Source organism: Methanofollis formosanus (assembly GCF_019633745.1).
Taxonomy (GTDB): domain Archaea; phylum Halobacteriota; class Methanomicrobia; order Methanomicrobiales; family Methanofollaceae; genus Methanofollis; species Methanofollis formosanus.
On the sequence record NZ_CP037968.1, the window covers coordinates 1,165,869 to 1,182,612 of the forward strand.

A 16,744-nucleotide genomic window follows, 5' to 3' on the forward strand; every position below is an offset into this window, starting at 1 on the left:
GCAAGGGCTCGGATATGAGGATCGATACGAAACGCCGTCTGTCCCTCACCTGTCGGATTTTTTCGGGATCTCGATCAGCGGCAGATCGGGCTTGAGGTCGAGGAGCGGGCTGCCGTCAAGGGCTTCAAGGCCCTGCACCCGCAGGGTCCGCCCCCTGACCTCAAGGAGGTCGACGACCGAGAGGGCGATGGGGTTGGGGCGGTGCGGGGACCGGGTCGAGAAGACGCCTCTCGAACGGCTCTGGCCTGGCGGGGTCGCCCTGAGCAGAGACCGGTCGGCACGGTCCAGCCAGTAGAGAACGACCAGACGGTCGCACCCCTCGAGGTCGGCCAGGCCTTCCGCATACTCGGGGTAGACCTCGATCTCGGATTCCACATCATTCAGCCGCCCCTGACGCGGGGCGTCGTCGGGTTTTTTGTACGGGGACCTGATCGTCCCGATCGCTACCAGTTCCATCATATCACTCATCCCGGAGGGCATATCCGCACTCCGCGCGGTAAGCGCAGGAGCGGCACCGCACCGCCGCGTTGTGGTTCCGTCTCGCGGTTCCGTCCCTCAGGCAGGTCCGTATCTCGTCCACCGTGGCAAGGACCTGCACCCTGAGCTCGGGAGTGAACTCGATCCGGTGCTGGCCCGCGTTGCCGTAGACCAGCGTCCCGTACGGGACCGAGGTGCCGTAGTGCTCCTCGACGAGGAGACAGTATGCGGCGAGCTGGAGGATATGGTTCCAGTACGGTTTTCTCGCCCGGCCGCTCTTCACCTCGACCGGGATATAGGCGCCGGTCATCTCGTCTCTCAGCACATAGTCGGGCCTGCCCGAGATCCGGTGAACCCCAGAGAAGAGCACCTCAGGAGAGGTGTCGAGGTCCGAGTAGAGCAACTCGCCTTCCGGGATCCCGAACTCCTCTCGCACGGTCCTGGTCTGACGGTATTTCCAGAGGGCAAGGACAAAAAAGACCGTGGCACCGGCCAGGAGAGCGAGGACTTCCATATAGTTCCCGAACGCCCCGATCACGGGGATCCCTCCCAGCAGGACGATGAGGGCGAGGGCGAGGAGAGCATACCCGGCGATGACCAGGAGCCAGAAGGCCCGCCGTTCCTGTTCGACCTGAGAGAGAGTCCTGCCCACCTCGGCATGCACCCGACGGCCGCGTTCGATCGACGGCGTGACCGGCGGGTCAGGGGCCTTTCTGCTCCGCTGAAACTGCCACGAGAGTGCACAGTACGAATATTCGGCGATCTCAGAGGCCGAGACCACCGGGACGTTCTGCTCCTTCCCGTTCATCCTCTTTCCCTTCGGTCGAGTTCGAGGTTGCAGAGGGCGTCGGCCCGGCTGACATACCGGTCGGAGCGCCGGACCGAGGAGAAAGTGACGGCGCTGAACGCTCCGGCAAGGGCGAAGACCTCTTCCCTGAGGGCGCGGAGGTGTTCTTTGTTCACCCGGTACTCCCCGCGCAACTGGCGGACCACCAGTTCGCTGTCCGAGTAGAGGTCGACCGGCCCGTCGGTCCATGACCTCGCTTCCCTGAGGGCATTGATCACGGCCATATATTCGGCGGTGTTGTTGGTGGTGACACCGGCAAGCCCTGAAGCCTCGTGGACGACCTCACCGTCCCTGACGAAGAGATAGGCATAGGCGGCGGGCCCTGGGTTGCCCCGCGATGCCCCGTCGGTATAGATGGCCAATCCCCCTCTATCTGTTGCGGTCATCCTGGTACTATGGTGGGGGCCGCCCCCAGATATGGATGCTGGTCAGGGATAATGGGCGTGAAGATGAGCTTTGTAGAATTCGGCATGAGGCGAGCGCCCCGCCTCAAGCATACGCGATGAAAATATCAGATCAGATCTGGATCGGTTCTTGACCCTCATCCTTACGAACAAGGAGCGAATCGAAGTCGAGCATCGTGCCGCCCCTCGGCTATCTTCGTCGTGGGGGGTCCGGGGGGTTTCCCCCCGGCGCGAGACAGCAGGGAAATCTCAACGATTAGGCGCGGCAGATCCATCAGAGGGATTTTCTATCCTCTGCGTATCGGCTTCAACGGGATATGGCGAGTTCAAACTCTCATGGAAACCTGAAGAGAGGATCGTCTGGATTATTTTCATGGTAATTCGGCATGAAACCCGGGTTCAAGCATACGCGATGAAAATTTCTCTGAGCAGTGTTTCAGGGTGTGGGCTGATCCCTCTCAATCGCCGCCGCCCCCCCCGGCGCGAGACGGCGGTAAAAATTCTGCGATGAGGGCGGCACATCCGATCAGCACGCCTTCCCACATCTTCACGCCGGGGGCAGAGCCCCTCTCCCCTTCAATTGTCCTGCATATCGAGACAGATGATCCGGTAGCCCTTGACGGCCTCCCACCCGGCGAGGAGAACACCGGCAAGGACGAGCAGCATCCCCACCAGGAAGGAGGCGATGGTGAGGAGGCCGAGAACCTCGATGCCTCCCAGCACCGAGAAGCCGATGAAGAGGGAGGTGAGGACGAAGAACGCCACCGCTCCCGAGTAGCAGACAATGGCGTCTCTCTCGAAGCGGGCACGGATCTGGAGCTCGGAGAGTTGTGCGAGCACGCACGCAAAGCGCGGGTCTTCCCCTCCCTGTCGGCCCGGGTCGTCGTGGAGACTGACCCGTTTCTCCTCGTCAAGCACGCGGATCCGGTTGAGCACCACCGAGTACTTGTTGCTCATGCCGAGAAGAAGGAGGCCGCAGGCGGAGATCATAAGGCCGGGGGCGAGCATGGTCTGGATGATGTCGGCAGATGTCACGGGATCCTCTCGATTGTTTATCAGATCTGATGGTGAACGGAAAAATATCTTGCTGAAGAGGCGGTCCGGGCCGGTTTGCCTGAGAAAAAAGTGGGATCAGATCTTCGGCCGGCCCGCCCTGATCACCTCCGCGATCCGGCCCATCTCCTCCGCGAGCAGCGCGATGATATCGTCGACCGTGATGATCCCGGTGAGGGCGCCCTGATCGTCCACCACCGGCACACGCCTGACATTCCGTTCCCGCGCCTTCCCCAGCGCCTCGTACAGGCCGGCGGCGGCCGGGAGGACCATGAGGTCTCCGGTCATCACGGCACGGACCGGCACCTGCGTCGGGTCCAGGCCCTCGGCGGTGACCCGAACGGTGACGTCGCGGTCGGTGAGGATCCCGACCGGTTTCTTCTCCTCCACCACGACGATGCTCCCCACATTCTGCTCGGCCATGATCCTGGCGGCGTCGTAGACCGGGGTCTCGGGCGGGACCGTCACCACCGGCACCTGACAGCAGTCCATCAGTGTCATCTTTTCCATCCCCTCCGTTGCGTCACCCCTGTGGGGAAGCGAATATTTGAAGATGCGTGCGCGCCGAACCTGCTCGGGATGGCGATCCAGGTACCGGAATGGGAGGAACTGGCCCGGGCCCTCACCCGGCGAGGAGCGGCGGGCACCGTCTATCTCCTCGGGGCCACCGACACCGGCAAGACTACCCTGGCCTCTTTTCTCCTCGACACCCTCGGGGAGAGGACGGCCTATCTGGACGCCGACGCCGGTCAGGCCGCCCTCGGACCGCCTGGAACGCTCGGCGTCGCCCTGCCCGGCGGCGAGGTCAGGCTCCGTTTCACCGGCGCGCTCACCCCGACACGGGCGCTGGACGAGACCTTCAAGGCCCTCGAAGACCTGCTCGGAGCGGCATATGCGGCGGGCGCGGAGACGGTGATCGTCGACTCCTGCGGCTATGTGGAGGGGCGGGGCGGGGTCGCCTTCCAGCGCCGTTCGGTGGCGACCCTCAGGCCCGACCATATCGTCGCCATCCAGCGAGAGAAGGAACTCGAACCGGTCCTCGGGCCGTTCAAGGGGCGGTTCGGCCCGAAGTTTCACCGGATTCCTCCCTCGTCCCATGCAAAAGAGCGGTCAAGAGGCGAGCGACGGCGGTACCGCGAAAAACGTTTTGCAGCCTATATGGAAGGTGCGGTCAGGACACGTCTCTCTCCCGACCTCCAGGTCAGAGGAGAGGTGCCCGAAGACCCGACCGGGACGGCCGCCGCGGTCTGCGACGCCGCGGGGTGGGCCCTTGCCGTCGGGGTCGTCGAGGCGATCGACGAGGAGGGGATCACGTTCCTGGCCCCGCCGCCTGTCCCCGGCGTACCGGCCTATCTTATGATGGGACAGTACCGCCCCGGCCGCCGGAATCGGCCAGGCGCACCGTGAAGGAGAAGGCGGCCCCTTCCCCGGGCCGGCCCGGCACGCGGTCGCCGACCCGGATCTCGCCGCCGTATCGCCTGACCAGCACCTCGGCAAGATATAGTCCCATTCCCCGCCCCTGCTTCTGCGAGCCGCTGCGGTACAGTCGTTCGAAGACCCGGGGCTTGGCCGGGTCCGGGATACCGGGACCGTTGTCCGCGACGGTGATCACCGCACGGTCTCCCTCCTCCTTCGCCGAGACCGTGATGCATACCTTCTCTCCACCGAACTTGACACTGTTGCCGAAGAGATTGCCAAAGACCCGGCCGAGAAGTTCGTCGGCGAAGACGAGCATGCCGTTCCCTTCATACGAGACCTCAGGCCCCTGGAGACGGGCGGCCTCGGCCCCGACCACCCGGTCGAGCGAGACCGGACGGAGGGCCGGCTCCTCTTTCCGGCACGCCCTGATCACCCTGACGTCCTTGATGATCTCGCAACTCTCCCTGATCCCGGAGAGACACTGCCCGGCGAGGGCGCGCTCCTCCCCGGTAAGTCCCTCCATGAGCAGGTCCAGGCTCCCGAGCGAGACCATATTGGCGTTGTTGATGTCATGGGTCATCAGGTCGAGGTAGAACTCGGCCTCCTCGCGGGCGGCGGCGAGGTCTTCGGTGAGGGCGGCGCGGTGAACAAACCCTCCGATCTCACGACCGATCGCCTCGAGCGTCTCCTGCTCTTCAGGGGTGAAGCGGTGGGGGCTGCTGCTCGCGGCGGCAAGCGCCCCGATGACCGCACCCGACGGCCCGAGCACCGGGACGGCCGCAACCGAGTAGACCCCGAGTTCCCCCTCCTCGTGAGGGACGCCGAGATAGGCCTCGGTATAGGAGGCGCGGCCCTCGCAGAAGACGGTCTGCCAGTGGGCTTCCCACTCATCAGAACCGAGAGTTTCAGGGAAGTAGAGATGGTATAGGCCGTGATACGCCTGCAGCCGCGCCGGTCCGCCTGAGCGGTCGGTGAGGTAGACCGCTCCGGCATCGAAGTCGAGGAGCCCGACGGTCAGCCGCGCCACCTCGGTCAGGACCCCGGCGAGAGTGTCGGGGTCGGCGGTCGCTCTGATGATGGCGTTGACGGTGGCAAGACGTTTGCCGGCCTGGTGCTCCGCAGAAGTGTCGGGCAGAAGGGTGATGGTCACCCGGCGGCCTCCTGATCCCGGGACGACCGTCCCCCGCACCTCACAGAGGTCCGGACCGATGCAGAGTGACAGAGATGCGGAACCCTCCTCTGCGGCAGAGGCGAGGAAGGCCGAGAAGTCCGGCGAAGAGAACGTTTCCTCCGGCACCGACAGAAACCTCGCGTTTGCGCTGATTACCCGGCCTTCCCGGTCGACCACGCCGACAGGCATGGGGAGAGACGCCAGCACCGCGGCAAGGTCGGGATCATCCATATCCATGACTTCAGAATATCTCTCTGGCTGGAAAGATAAAAATATGGGATTAAAAATCACCGGTGCCGGTCAAACTCCCTCCCTGAGGGTAGAGATCGTCATACACTCACCTCAGGGGGGACGGGTGCCCCGGTCCGCACCGGCGGGGGCGCGGGCGAGTCCCCGAGGACGACCGCCCCGGCGCGGCTGCAGTCGGGCAGCGAGGTCAGGACGACAGAGAGTTCGGAGACGGTGGCCAGGGTCTCGCCGAACCGCACCGTCCTCTCCACCCGCCCTTCCCAGGAGGATTCGTGAGCGATGGTCCCGATATGGTCGATGCCGCTCTCTTCAGAGACGGTAAAGACGTAGGCCCCGGTCCACGGTGCCCGGTACTCCGCGTCGTACACCGGGAGGACGAGGACGCCGCGCCGCTCGTCGAAGAAGAAGGCTTTGTGGTCGGCAAGGGCCGGGGATTGTGTCATGCCGGTGCCGATGACCGCGGTATCGACGACGGCCGGGGCCGATACATTGCCGACGTCGAAGAGGGCGACCTTCAGGCCGCCGGTGACGGTGCCGCCCCATCCGTTCACCGTCGTCTCCCGCCTGCGCCGGTGCGGACGTCACCTCCCTCGACATCTCGACGGGGATGCTCGACCGCCTCAGGGAAACCGCCCGAAACGAGGGCCTGACCATCAACGCGATCGAGTGTTCCTGGTGGACGGCCGATATCGACAGACTCGGGTTCAGGGGCGCGTTCGACCTCGTGATCGCGTCCATGACGCCCGGCGTCAGGGATGTCGAGACCTTCGACCGCATGATGGCATGCTCGAAGCGGTTCTGCTATTATAGCAACTTCGTCGGGAGGGGTTCGGACACCGCCCACCAGGAGATTTTCAGAAATATTCTGGGCGAGGAGCCGCGTGGCCATGCCCACGGGCCTGGACTGCTGTACCCCTTCATGTACCTCTACGCGCCTGGTTACCGGCCGATCGTGAAGTTCAATCACATGTCACGAAACCGTGAGCAGGGCTGGGTCGAAGCCGCTGAAGCGGCAATTGACTTCCTGGGGAACGAACGGGTTCTTTCCGACGACGCCAGGGAAAAGATCAGGGAGTATTACAGGGATGCCTCGCCCGACGGCACGTATCGTTCCGAAGCAGAGGTCTACACCGGCATGATGGTCTGGTCTGTCACGAACAGGGACGGAACATGAGGATGTCGAAACTCGCGGTGCCGCCAAATTGGAGGGGAACAGGACTGCTCCAGCGCACCCTTCTCTGAACGGAGCGTGCGGTTTTCACCGCATTCCGCTCAGGCACTCTGCACCTGGCAGGGCATGATCGCTGACAGAACGGCCATTCGTCATGATTGGAACGGCGTTCCATGCAAGATTGTGTCCGGGCGACAACCCACGCGCGAAGTTATGCGAAATGTTTCTTCTCCTGGTTTTCATTCGATACGAAACAGATGCCGATAGAAGATCAACGATCGCTGGAGTGGGGACTATCATTCAGGGAGAGAATAGGAGAAGGCACCCGGAAGAGGGGGAGACAATGTAAAAATCAAGAGAATAAACAGATGCGCAGCGGGGTGCGGGCATATTTTTTGAAAATTGATGGGGTTAATCGAAGCCCGCACAAATCCTAAACGGGCAATGATTATGAAAAGGTTATTTTCTTGGCTTTGTAGAAATCCTATTCTGGAGTGTCTCGTCCGGGGGGCTGCCGCCCCCCGGTCCCCCTGCCATTAGGATAGGGGGTGGAGGGCAGTCTCCTCTTCAAAATGCAGGTTTGCCCCTTTGAGGTCCAATCCTGAGCGGGGGTCCGGGGGCGTAGTCCCCCGGCTAAATCATTAGGAAGGTAGTGGATCTCTGTGTACCTCTTCATAAGATCAGGGATACATCAACTCGAGTATGAGGATTTACCATGAAAATGATCCTGACGATGAACCCGAGAGGTCTGCATGGGGATTTCTTCTCACCGGAATCCCTCACAACTGATATACGAAGTACAGAATCTCCTTCAGAATGATCGGCCGCCCTTCAATCGCAGAATCTTTTCTGGTATTTCGCGAGATGATAGGGCGGGGGCGGCAATGAAGTGACGGTCCCATCTGGTGTCCTGCTCTGAAGAAGGAACACGGATCCAAACACCCTGGAAAACCACGATCATTTTCATCCCGTATGCTTGAGCCCCAGGGTCATGCCCGATTCTACAGGGCCATTTTCTTAAGATTTCGTTACTGCACCGGAAGCAGGCCTCCAAAATTATATGCCTGGCACCGCTGCAATGAATAAAGGAAGTTACGCCGATGCAATCCCTTTCTTCGTCATGGTCCAAAGAGATCCAGACTGCTGAAACCCTCTATGCCACCAGGGACATAAAATTCCAGGAAGAGTATCGCCGGCCTCTCCTTTCGGCGATGGGTCTTAAAGACGGGATCCGGATCCTCGACGTCGGCTGCGGGCCCGGCCTCCTCGTTCACCGACTCGGTACATTGCTAAAGCAAAGCAACATATTCGGCATTGATCACGATGCGGATTTTATTGCTTTTGCACGAATGAAAACGAAACCGCAGACAAATATCTGCACTTTTCTTGTCGGAGACACGCTTTCACTTCCATTTCCTGATAACAGTTTTGACGCCGTGACTTCCCATACGATCTTAGGCAGGAAGATATTTCCCTAAGAATTCGTCTGATCGATCCCCTTCACTCTCGCGTCGCGAGTATGAGGTGGACCGTGAACATTTCGGTGAACTTTCCCGAAGGTTCGATTTCGAGAAGGCGTCGGGTTAGCCGGTCCCTGAACTCCGCGTTTCGCTCCGCAAGCAGAACAGGATCGATGTAGGACTGGCTCAATATAAGGCCGATAATCCTGTCGATGGTCATCTCTTCCTGAACCGGGAATGTGTACTCTTCGACAACCGGGAACGGCGATTCTAGAAAGAAATTTTCGTGCCGCTCCATCTGCCTGTGTTTGAGTCCTGAGGAATCCCAGGATTCCCCCAGTATCTCCCGAAGCACTTCATACACCACACAGCCCCATCCGCTCCCGAGGTGCGAAAAGAGACTGTCATTCCTGTCCACGCATGCGATCCCGCCGCCCGGCTCGATCAGACCGTCGAGTGTCCGGAGTACCGTCGGCCTGTCCATCCAGTGAAAACTGAGGCCCATCGTACAGAGGCGTAGCGGCGGAAAACTCATCCTGCCTATGGTTGTATCGGCCCCGATCAACCAGGAGATGGGACGGGTGACAGACACATCGCGTTCGCACCGTTTGCCCTCGGCAAGCATCTCAGGTTCGGGATCGACGGCATAGACGTGGAAACCCTGCCGTGCGAGCGGAATAGCCATGTTTCCTGTTCCGCAACCGAGATCGAGAACCTCCGATGAAGGCATGAGACTCAACCGGGAGGTGATGCAATCGAACATCTCTGCCGGGTATCCTTTCCGGTACTTCGCATAATACGCAGCTTTTCCTGAGAAGAAGCCTGTCATGGAAGGCTCCGGACGGCATCTGAAAGGATAATCAGGAGGAAGGACGCATTCATGGAAACCATTTCCAGGAAAAAAGTATGGTTTGCGAATGAATAAACATTCGGCTCTGTGGAGTCATTTCTTTATGTTCAGGTCAATGAGTTTCCAGATATTGATGGAAAAGGAGTGTATTCGCCACCTTTCTCATCTCGTTCGCCGGGAGGGGGCTTTGTCGCCCGCCAGCGAACTCAAGAACTGGAGCTCTCCGGAGTCAGGCATTTCGCATTATCACATCCGTGATGGTTGAACCGGTTGTTGGGGATGCAGATATTATCCCGAATTAAAACCCAGGGAGGAAAACAGATTTTTGGGAAGCTCACGAAATATTCCTGATAAGAAGGGGAACTGTCCCTTGACAGCCAGACGCACGGATGAAAAACGTCCTGACCGGGAACAAGAACCGCTGAGGCTCTGGGGTCGTGCTGCGGGCAGGTATGCCGGCGACCGGTCGGCGGCCTCGACGTTTCACGCTTCGATCTACCTGCCGGTCGTCGATGTCATGCTCGGCGACGTGCGCAATAAAAAAATCCTTGACGCCGGGTGCGGAAACGGAAAGTATGCAAAAAAACTCGCGTCTGCGGGAGCGACTGTCATCGGGATCGACGGCTCTCCCGAAATGATCCGCCTGGCCTGCAGAGATAATGCGCACCCATTGGTCATGTACGCCGTCACGGATCTGACCCGGCCCCTCCCTGTACGGAGCAGGTCCATGGATATTGTTGTCGCAAACATGGTCCTGATGGATCTGCCGGAGATCGAGACCTGTACCGGCGAATTTTCCCGGATACTCAGGGACGGCGGCATGTTTGTCTTCTCCATCACGCACCCTGCATTCTTCTGCAGCGATTGGGTCGGCGACGAATCGGGTCCGCGGCCCTACAAAATGGTACGGGACTATCTCCACCAGAAGACCGAGAGCCTGGACTTCTGGGGCGAGACCTTTCATTATCATCGCCCCCTGTCTGATTATTTCCGGGTCCTCGAAAGAAACGGGCTGACGGTCATATCTCTTGAGGAACCCGTCCCGCATATTGGTGCAGACGAGACAGACCCCCGTATTCTCTGCCATCTGCGGGTTCCATCGTTTCTTGTCGCCAAAGCGGCACTCAGGAAGGGCAACTGAGATTTTTCGGCTGTTTTCTCAGCCGCACGATCACGATGACCGGGTATTCCTTATCATCGTCCGGCTCTTCATAAAACCCGTCTATCACGAAGCCTGCCTGGAAACAGATCTGGAAAATGTCCTGCAACGACCTGTGATAGTAATACTGCAGGACCGGTTGTCCCCGGATTGCTTCACCCTCATGGATGCATGGGGTCAGGTAGGTATCCTGCGGTTTTACGAAGCAGGGATGATGCGTCGAAAATACAAATATCCCGCCTGGCTTCAGCATGTCCCCGACCGCCCTGAACAGAGGCTCGATATCCGCGATGTCCATGATCGCCATGTTGGCGACCGCCTTATCGAAAGGCCTCCCCTGTTTCAGGGACAGCAGTTGCTCACCGTCCGTGGCGTCGCAGATATGGAAGGAGATCGTATCCGGATATGCCGCCCGGCGTCTTTTTGCGTGGGCGACCAGGTTTTCGCTGTAGTCGAACGCAACGACAGTGGCTCCTTTCTCCGCAAGTCTCTGAGAAAAATTGCCGTTCCCGCAGGCGATGTCCAGCACCAGATCCCCCTCCGTGATATCAAGCAACTGTTCCGTATGGGGGCGCACGATCGTGCGGTGAAAAAAATTGGAATCATCTCCCATTCGGGCATCCCAGTAATCGGCATTGGTCTCCCAGCGGCATCTGCTTTCTTCTGTTGTTTCCCGGAAATTCTGCATGAGTCTCTCTTGATTTTTCTGGGACCATCATAATGGCTTCGCCCACGCCGTTGCTCCTTTATTGTGATGTTTCCTGGATGTACGACGTTTCGGCAGGGAGGGACGGTGCGGGGGTCATCACCGGCGGGGGCAGCACACTCGACTCCCCGAGGACGACCGAACCCGTGCGGGTGCAGTCCGGGAGGTCGGTCAGGACGACGGAGAGTTCGGAGACGGTGGCCAGGGTCTCGCCGAACCGCACCGTCCTCTCCACCCGCCCTTCCCAGGAGGATTCGTGAGCGATGGTCCCGATATGGTCGATGCCGCTCTCTTCAGAGACGGTAAAGACGTAGGCCCCGGTCCACGGTGCCCGGTACTCCGCGTCGTACACCGGGAGGACGAGGACGCCGCGCCGCTCGTCGAAGAAGAAGGCTTTGTGGTCGGCAAGGGCCGGGGATTGTGTCATGCCGGTGCCGATGACCGCCGTGTCGATGACGGCCGGGGCCGAGACATTGCCGACGTCGAAGAGGGCGACCTTCAGGCCGCCGGTGACGGTGCCGCCCCACTCGTTCACCGTCGTCTCCCGACCGACGCCGATGAGGCAGTGGTCGCCGCAGGGGTGGAGATATTCGGAGTAGCCCGGGATCTTCAGGGCGCCGAGGACCGCGGGCTTCGCCCCGGAGAGGTCGATGACGAAGAGGGGGTCGATCTGTTTGAAGGTGACGAGGTAGAGGCGGTCGCCGATGAAACGGGACGCATAGATCCGTTCGCCCGGAGCGATCCCCTCGAGGGCTCCCCGCACCTCCATCCGGTCGTCGAGGAGATAGACCCCGCTTGTGCTCTCCCCCTGGAAGGAGGTCGTCGTCACCCTGAGGGTGTCACCGGCCTCGTCCATCGAGAACTGGTTCTTCACCGTACCGTTGACCATGCCGGTCGCGGCATAGGCGGCACCGCCGGAGGTGAGGGCGAAGCGGTGGAGGACCGACCGGCCTGCCGGACGGTCATGATAGGCGAGATAGAGGTTCTTTTCGGAGACATACATCGTCCCTCCCTCGCCGAGGAGGAACGAGACCGCCGACGCCTCGCGCCCGCCCGCGACCGGGAAGGAGGCGAGGGTGTGGAAGGCGTAGGAGTGCTGGGGCACGGGCGGGGTGTAGATCGGCGGACGGACTCCACCTGCCTCGGGCAGAGGATAGACCGGAGCGCCGGGGTGTTCCACGGTCATGAGCCAGACCTCGCCGTCGATGAGTCGCGCATCTTCAAAGCCGCCGGTGATGGTGACGGTGTCGATGATCCGGGGGTCTGCCCGGTCTTTCACCGACCAGATCTCGGCCCGGGTCACGGTCCGGTGCACCGGCACCGGGGCGACGCTCCCCTCGGGGGTGACGAGGTCGTCCTCCACCACCTCGGTGAAGACGACGAGACGGTCGCCTTCCAGGAAGAGGGCCCGGGGCCGACCGTCCACGGCGATCCGGGCGACGACGGCCGCTTCATCGGGTGGGACGGCGCGGACGACGACGAACCCCCCGTCCCTGAGCATGTAGAGATATTCCCCGTCGTTCTTGACGATGTCGGCCTCGTCCACCCCGGGGACCTGGACGTTCGTCGAGGAATGGTCGCCGGCCCCGGCGGACTCGGCCGGCGCCGCCGTAGGGGGCATCATGCCCTCGGTCGCCGTATTGGGCATGATATCGCCCCCATAACCGCTCGCCCGGTCACGGACATGCTCTTTGAGAAAACCGATCACCTCGTCGTCGGAGGAGAAGGCGCGCAGCCCGCTCTCTTCGATCTCCCCTCCGGCGTCGGGGAGAAAGAGCGCAAGGCCTCCTACGAGGATGATCAGGGCGGCCCCGAGAAGGGGCATGAGGATCCAGCGGTCCATAGTCGATCATGGGTGCGGCGATATATATCTGAATCGATATATTCGAATTTTTTCGCACTCTTCCTGGCGTATTCTGATATTGGAGCCCTTTAGAATCGGGCATGAAGAGGGGGCTCAAGCGTACGCGATTGAAAACTTTCTGAGCAGCGCTTCAGCGTGTGGGCGGATCCCTATCCTCGCGGCAGGGTATCTTGAAGACAGGGTTTCATCGCCGCCCCCCGGCGCGAGACGGTGGGGAAGATTTTTCAATTGAGGGCGGCACGCCTGATCATTCCATCACGTCTTCCCACATATTCGTCCCGGGGGCTCGGGAGCAGCGCCCCCGGCGTGATTCATGGAGGAAGGGGAAGGATTTCGTTCACAGGGGGTTTTGGTGATGAAAAGAGGATGTTTTACCATGAAAATGATCCTGACGATCATCTCTCCGTGTTTGCATGAGAGTTTGAATCCACCAAACGCTTTCAGGACTGGTACGCACAGTATAGATTCATCTTCTGAATGATCTGCCCTCTGCCTTCCCGGCCCTATCGCCATTCCGGGGGTCCGGGGGCAGTGCCCCCGGCGCGGTGTTGCGGGAAGGCACGTCGATCTGATCGGCCGCCCTCATCGCAGGATCTTTCCCGCTGTCTCGCACCGGGGGGCTTTGCCCCCCGGACCCCCCACGACGAGGATAGACGGGGGCGGCAAGGAGGTGATGGCCCGAGGGAGGATCCTGCTCCGACGAAGGAGCATGGATCCACACGCCCTCGAGACCAACGAGAATTTTCATCCCGTATGCTTGAACCCCACGTTCATGCCCGATTCTACAGAACCAAAAAAATCTTCAACAGTGCCCCGGTTTCCTGAAGAGAACGATCCGGTTCGTGTTCGTCCCGCCCCGGTTGTTCCTGATCCCCCAGATGTTGGAGGTCTTGGTGAAGACCTGGGTGTTGACCATCACGCCCTCGGGCAGGAACCCGGCCGTCACCCCGAGCGGGACGACGTGTTCGTCCAGGGAGACGCTGCCGTTGCGCACCTCCCCGACCTCGAAGGCGACCCGGCCGCCCGGCCTCGTCACCCGGAAGAGTTCGGCAAAGACCCGGCCCATCGTCTCCGTCCACTCCTCGACGGTCCTGGCCATGGTGATCCCCTCCCCGATCGCCGCGGCGTCCAGGCCGTTGAACCAGCACCTGAGCCAGTTGTCCCGCGCATACTGGACGATATCGAGGAAGGGAGGCGAGGTGACGGTGAGGGCAACCGATTCGGAAGGGATGCGGGGCGTCGAGGCGGCGTCGCCGGTGAAAAAGAGAGCGTCTTCGCCGGCGCGGCGGAGGGCCGCACGGTCGTCCTCGCTCATCCGCCCGAGGAGCCGCCTGGACTTCCTGAGGATGAGGGCGTGGGTGTCGCGGTATTCAGGCACCTGCCCGCGCTTTTTGTTGATCCGCCGCTGGCTCTCGGGCGAGACCGCCTGGTTGGGCGGGAGGGTGTAGACCGAGAAGAAGCCTTTCGAGTGGCCGGTGAGCCTGGTGGTCGCCACCATCCTGATCCAGCGGTCGATGTCGTCCTCCTCGTCGCCCCTCCCGATCAGGTACGCACGGAGGGCCACCAGTTCCCCCTCGGTCTCCGGGTGATAGAACATCGAGAGGTCGGTCCCGGCGCACAACCCCGTGCCCCGCGGAATCTCCTCCAGCCGCGCTCGCACCTCGTCGAGGTCGGGCGGGGAGAGGCGGGGCCGCGCCAGGATCCCGGAGAGCGGGTTGGCGTCGTTTGCGACGACCCGCCGGCCGAGCAGCGCGGCCTCCACCGCCGTCGTCCCCCGGCCGCTGAAGGGGTCGTAGACCCGGTCGCCCGGATCGGTCAGGAGCTCGACGAAAAACCGCGGGAGTTGGGGCTTGAAGCACGCCCGGTACGAGACCTCATGGATCGACGACGCCTGCCTCTGCCGCGCCGTCCAGAACTCGTTGGTATACCGCGGGACCGTCACGCCGCCGCAGGTCGCCTCGTCGCGGCAGGTCGGCGTCCCGTCGGCCGCGATGAACTCCTCAAGGTAGTCGTCGAGGGAGGTCGGTCGCATCAGAGAATGTCTCTCCCCCTGAGTACCTGAAGGCTTCGATCAGGGAGGGGATGGAAAGCCTCTTCACCGCTTCTCTGCGGGGGGGACGAACGCCCCCGGCGGAAGCATGAGGGAAGGCGTGATGATCGAGCGTGCCGCCCCCATCGTAGAATTTGTCCCGGGATCTCGCGCCAGGGGTTGCACCCCCGGACACCGCCGGAGAGGTTGTGACCGGCCTTGCGATCCTCACCTGGCACCGTTGCACCCCCGGACACCGCCGGAGAGGATAGGTGGAAAAGATCCTGTGACGAGGGGACGGCACATTCTGATCATCACGCCGTTCTGACTTCATGACCCCAAAGATTGGAGCGAGACGGAGGAGGGACGATCATCACTCGACGGGATCACATGTGATGCCGTTCCCAGTCCTATCTTCTCGCGAAATACCAGAAAAGATCCACGAATGAGGAACGGCACATTCTGATCACCACGCCGTTCTGACTTCATGACCCCGGAGATAGAACCCGAACGGGAAAGAGCCGTTCGTTTATCAGCGGGAGCACGCCGCTCTTCGCGTGGGGGTTCCGGGGGGCGGTCAGCCCCCCGTCGAAGAGAACCGTCAGGAAGATCTCTCCAGAGCCGCAATCTGCTTCATCAGGTATGCTTGAGGCGGGCCCTCGACGCATGCCCGGTTCCCCAGCACTTCTTCCAGGAACGATTCCCCCCGCTCCGGTCACGGGATGATCTCGCACCCGTTGTACCGCTCGAACGCGAAGTCGTCGAGCGTCACCACCCCTCCCCGGATCAGCGCCCTGACCTCGGGGAGAACCGAGACGACAGCGTCGCGGAGATTTCGGACCGTCCCGCAGACCAGTCGCCGCCCCTCCGCGGGCCAGGGGTTGAGGACGTTGGAGTACAGGCACCGCCCGCCGCAGAAACCGGCAAGATCGCAGGTGGTGCAGGCACCGCCGACCGGAACCCGGCGGAGATCCTGCGGCCTGGTCTCAGCCACATGCCCGAGGTACCACTCCTTCATCCCGACCATGCAGGGACACGGGATGATCGTCCCGTCGGTCATGACGGCGTAGTTCGCATACCCGCATCCGCACCGGAGCCCGCTCTCCCGCCCAAGGAGGAGGTCCGCGGTCACGCCGAGGAAGGGGTACCACTTCGGGACCGTCCCGTCTTCTCTCATCCTCGCCACCCAGCGGGCGGCCAGGCGGCGGATGCCGGGGTTGTACGACGACGCAGCCCAGCGGCCGAAGTCTCGCTTCGAGTAATCGCCCCAGAAATTGGCGTCGATCTGCCAGTGGACGGAGGAGAACGAATGGTCGGAGTTCTCTGCGAGGTGGAGGACCGCCTCCTCGATATCGGTCTCCTCGGTGACCGTCATCCTGGCGATGAGTTCGCCGGTGTAGCCGCCGTCGAGGAGGACACGCACATTCTCCGTCACCCGCCGGTAGACCCCTCTCCCGCGGTGGGCGTCGGTGAGAGGTTCGGGGCCGTCGATGGAGACGAGAATCGTCGAGAAACGATTTCTGTACTCCGGTTCCAGGCGGTCGAGGAGCATCGCGTTGGTCTGGAGCATGAACCGACCGACCGGGGCATGGTCCATCACCTCTCTGACCAGGTCGAGGCGCATCAGCGGTTCCCCCCCATAGAAGGTGAGCACCGCCTCGGGATCTTCTGCGAGGAACCGGTAGAGATGGTTGAGGTCGAAGGAGAGTTCAGGCGGGACGTCCTCGTCGAAGGTCACCCCTTCCCCGAAGGGGTCGCTCTCCTCGAAGTCCTTGGCCCGACAGTACGAGCAGCAGAGGTTGCAGGCGTCGGTGAGGATGAGGTGGTAATACATCTGCGCCCAACAGGTTTGCAGCGGTTCCCGATAAATCTCTCCGCCCCACCT

Annotated in this window: 16 protein-coding genes; 4 read left to right on the forward strand and 12 right to left on the reverse strand. The window is 61.6% G+C overall.

The features are described from left to right. Positions 1 to 45: 45 nt before the first annotated feature. The 5 genes from tsaA to E2N92_RS05250 all read right to left on the reverse strand — a co-directional run bounded on the left by tsaA (position 46) and on the right by E2N92_RS05250 (position 3,291). The gene (tsaA, locus tag E2N92_RS05230) at positions 46 to 456 is read right to left on the reverse strand and encodes a tRNA (N6-threonylcarbamoyladenosine(37)-N6)-methyltransferase TrmO (RefSeq protein WP_343222865.1); all 411 of its coding nucleotides are present in this window, start codon (positions 454 to 456) and stop codon (positions 46 to 48) included. Positions 457 to 460: 4 nt separating this feature from the next. Then, complete coding sequence (gene cas4 / locus E2N92_RS05235; protein WP_220682637.1) at positions 461 to 1,285, reverse strand: CRISPR-associated protein Cas4; 825 nt, start codon at positions 1,283 to 1,285, stop codon at positions 461 to 463. Continuing rightward, a complete protein-coding gene (locus E2N92_RS05240) occupies positions 1,282 to 1,710 on the reverse strand; it encodes a ribonuclease HI family protein (RefSeq protein WP_220682638.1) in 429 nt (142 codons plus the stop codon). The genes cas4 and E2N92_RS05240 overlap by 4 nt, the downstream gene beginning before the upstream one ends. Positions 1,711 to 2,304: 594 nt before the next feature. Further along, complete coding sequence (locus E2N92_RS05245; protein WP_220682639.1) at positions 2,305 to 2,763, reverse strand: DUF2721 domain-containing protein; 459 nt, start codon at positions 2,761 to 2,763, stop codon at positions 2,305 to 2,307. A 96-nt stretch (positions 2,764 to 2,859) separates the two neighbouring features. Then, positions 2,860 to 3,291 carry a CBS domain-containing protein gene (locus E2N92_RS05250; RefSeq protein WP_246589323.1) on the reverse strand — a complete coding sequence of 144 codons (432 nt, stop codon included), beginning with the start codon at positions 3,289 to 3,291 and terminating at the stop codon, positions 2,860 to 2,862. A 69-nt stretch (positions 3,292 to 3,360) separates the two neighbouring features. Between E2N92_RS05250 and E2N92_RS05255 the strand changes: the two genes are divergently transcribed. Continuing rightward, complete coding sequence (locus E2N92_RS05255) at positions 3,361 to 4,188, forward strand: Clp1/GlmU family protein (RefSeq protein ID WP_220682640.1); 828 nt, start codon at positions 3,361 to 3,363, stop codon at positions 4,186 to 4,188. On the opposite strand, the gene E2N92_RS05260 is transcribed toward E2N92_RS05255, so the two are convergent. Further along, positions 4,136 to 5,602, reverse strand: a complete 1,467-nt coding sequence (locus E2N92_RS05260; RefSeq protein WP_220682641.1) for a sensor histidine kinase — start codon at positions 5,600 to 5,602, stop codon at positions 4,136 to 4,138. The two genes, E2N92_RS05255 and E2N92_RS05260, sit on opposite strands and share 53 nt — an antisense overlap. 98 nt (positions 5,603 to 5,700) lie before the next feature. Next, positions 5,701 to 6,171, reverse strand: coding sequence for a beta-propeller domain-containing protein (locus E2N92_RS05265; RefSeq protein ID WP_220682642.1), 471 nt, complete (start codon positions 6,169 to 6,171; stop codon positions 5,701 to 5,703). On the opposite strand from E2N92_RS05265, the gene E2N92_RS05270 reads away from it, so the two are divergent. Then, positions 6,162 to 6,794: a class I SAM-dependent methyltransferase gene (locus tag E2N92_RS05270; RefSeq protein WP_281425804.1), complete on the forward strand. Its 633-nt coding sequence runs from the start codon at positions 6,162 to 6,164 to the stop codon at positions 6,792 to 6,794. The two genes, E2N92_RS05265 and E2N92_RS05270, sit on opposite strands and share 10 nt — an antisense overlap. A gap of 1,097 nt (positions 6,795 to 7,891) precedes the next feature. Beyond that, the gene (locus E2N92_RS05275) at positions 7,892 to 8,269 is read left to right on the forward strand and encodes a class I SAM-dependent methyltransferase (RefSeq protein WP_220682644.1); all 378 of its coding nucleotides are present in this window, start codon (positions 7,892 to 7,894) and stop codon (positions 8,267 to 8,269) included. 22 nt (positions 8,270 to 8,291) lie between these two features. Here E2N92_RS05275 and E2N92_RS05280 read toward each other — a convergent pair whose 3' ends face one another. Further along, positions 8,292 to 9,080 (reverse strand): class I SAM-dependent methyltransferase, encoded by a 789-nt coding sequence (locus tag E2N92_RS05280; protein WP_220682645.1) that lies wholly within the window; start codon positions 9,078 to 9,080, stop codon positions 8,292 to 8,294. A gap of 391 nt (positions 9,081 to 9,471) precedes the next feature. Here E2N92_RS05280 and E2N92_RS05285 point away from each other — a divergent pair, with 391 nt between their 5' ends. Then, positions 9,472 to 10,242, forward strand: coding sequence for a class I SAM-dependent methyltransferase (locus tag E2N92_RS05285; RefSeq protein WP_220682646.1), 771 nt, complete (start codon positions 9,472 to 9,474; stop codon positions 10,240 to 10,242). Here E2N92_RS05285 and E2N92_RS05290 read toward each other — a convergent pair. The 4 genes from E2N92_RS05290 to E2N92_RS05305 form a co-directional block, all read right to left on the reverse strand. Continuing rightward, positions 10,226 to 10,948 (reverse strand): class I SAM-dependent DNA methyltransferase, encoded by a 723-nt coding sequence (locus tag E2N92_RS05290; protein ID WP_220682647.1) that lies wholly within the window; start codon positions 10,946 to 10,948, stop codon positions 10,226 to 10,228. The two genes, E2N92_RS05285 and E2N92_RS05290, sit on opposite strands and share 17 nt — an antisense overlap. Positions 10,949 to 11,006: 58 nt before the next feature. Further along, a complete protein-coding gene (locus E2N92_RS05295) occupies positions 11,007 to 12,809 on the reverse strand; it encodes a beta-propeller domain-containing protein (RefSeq protein WP_220682648.1) in 1,803 nt (600 codons plus the stop codon). A gap of 823 nt (positions 12,810 to 13,632) precedes the next feature. After that, positions 13,633 to 14,862, reverse strand: a complete 1,230-nt coding sequence (locus tag E2N92_RS05300; RefSeq protein WP_220682649.1) for a DNA methyltransferase — start codon at positions 14,860 to 14,862, stop codon at positions 13,633 to 13,635. Between the two features lie 712 nt (positions 14,863 to 15,574). Beyond that, positions 15,575 to 16,693, reverse strand: a complete 1,119-nt coding sequence (locus E2N92_RS05305; protein ID WP_220682650.1) for a TIGR04084 family radical SAM/SPASM domain-containing protein — start codon at positions 16,691 to 16,693, stop codon at positions 15,575 to 15,577. Between the last annotated feature and the right edge of the window lie 51 nt (positions 16,694 to 16,744).

What these genes read in the sequence shown, in the direction of transcription:
- E2N92_RS05260 (WP_220682641.1), bottom strand. Translation starts at nt 5,602, where the DNA reads ATGGATGATCCCGACCTTGCCGCGGTGCTGGCGTCTCTCCCCATGCCT.
- E2N92_RS05305 (WP_220682650.1), bottom strand. Translation starts at nt 16,693, where the DNA reads ATGTATTACCACCTCATCCTCACCGACGCCTGCAACCTCTGCTGCTCG.
- E2N92_RS05290 (WP_220682647.1), bottom strand. Translation starts at nt 10,948, where the DNA reads ATGCAGAATTTCCGGGAAACAACAGAAGAAAGCAGATGCCGCTGGGAG.
- E2N92_RS05275 (WP_220682644.1), top strand. Translation starts at nt 7,892, where the DNA reads ATGCAATCCCTTTCTTCGTCATGGTCCAAAGAGATCCAGACTGCTGAA.
- E2N92_RS05280 (WP_220682645.1), bottom strand. Translation starts at nt 9,080, where the DNA reads ATGACAGGCTTCTTCTCAGGAAAAGCTGCGTATTATGCGAAGTACCGG.
- E2N92_RS05255 (WP_220682640.1), top strand. Translation starts at nt 3,361, where the DNA reads ATGGCGATCCAGGTACCGGAATGGGAGGAACTGGCCCGGGCCCTCACC.
- E2N92_RS05240 (WP_220682638.1), bottom strand. Translation starts at nt 1,710, where the DNA reads ATGACCGCAACAGATAGAGGGGGATTGGCCATCTATACCGACGGGGCA.
- E2N92_RS05300 (WP_220682649.1), bottom strand. Translation starts at nt 14,862, where the DNA reads ATGCGACCGACCTCCCTCGACGACTACCTTGAGGAGTTCATCGCGGCC.
- E2N92_RS05250 (WP_246589323.1), bottom strand. Translation starts at nt 3,291, where the DNA reads ATGGAAAAGATGACACTGATGGACTGCTGTCAGGTGCCGGTGGTGACG.
- cas4 (WP_220682637.1), bottom strand. Translation starts at nt 1,285, where the DNA reads ATGAACGGGAAGGAGCAGAACGTCCCGGTGGTCTCGGCCTCTGAGATC.
- tsaA (WP_343222865.1), bottom strand. Translation starts at nt 456, where the DNA reads ATGGAACTGGTAGCGATCGGGACGATCAGGTCCCCGTACAAAAAACCC.
- E2N92_RS05295 (WP_220682648.1), bottom strand. Translation starts at nt 12,809, where the DNA reads ATGGACCGCTGGATCCTCATGCCCCTTCTCGGGGCCGCCCTGATCATC.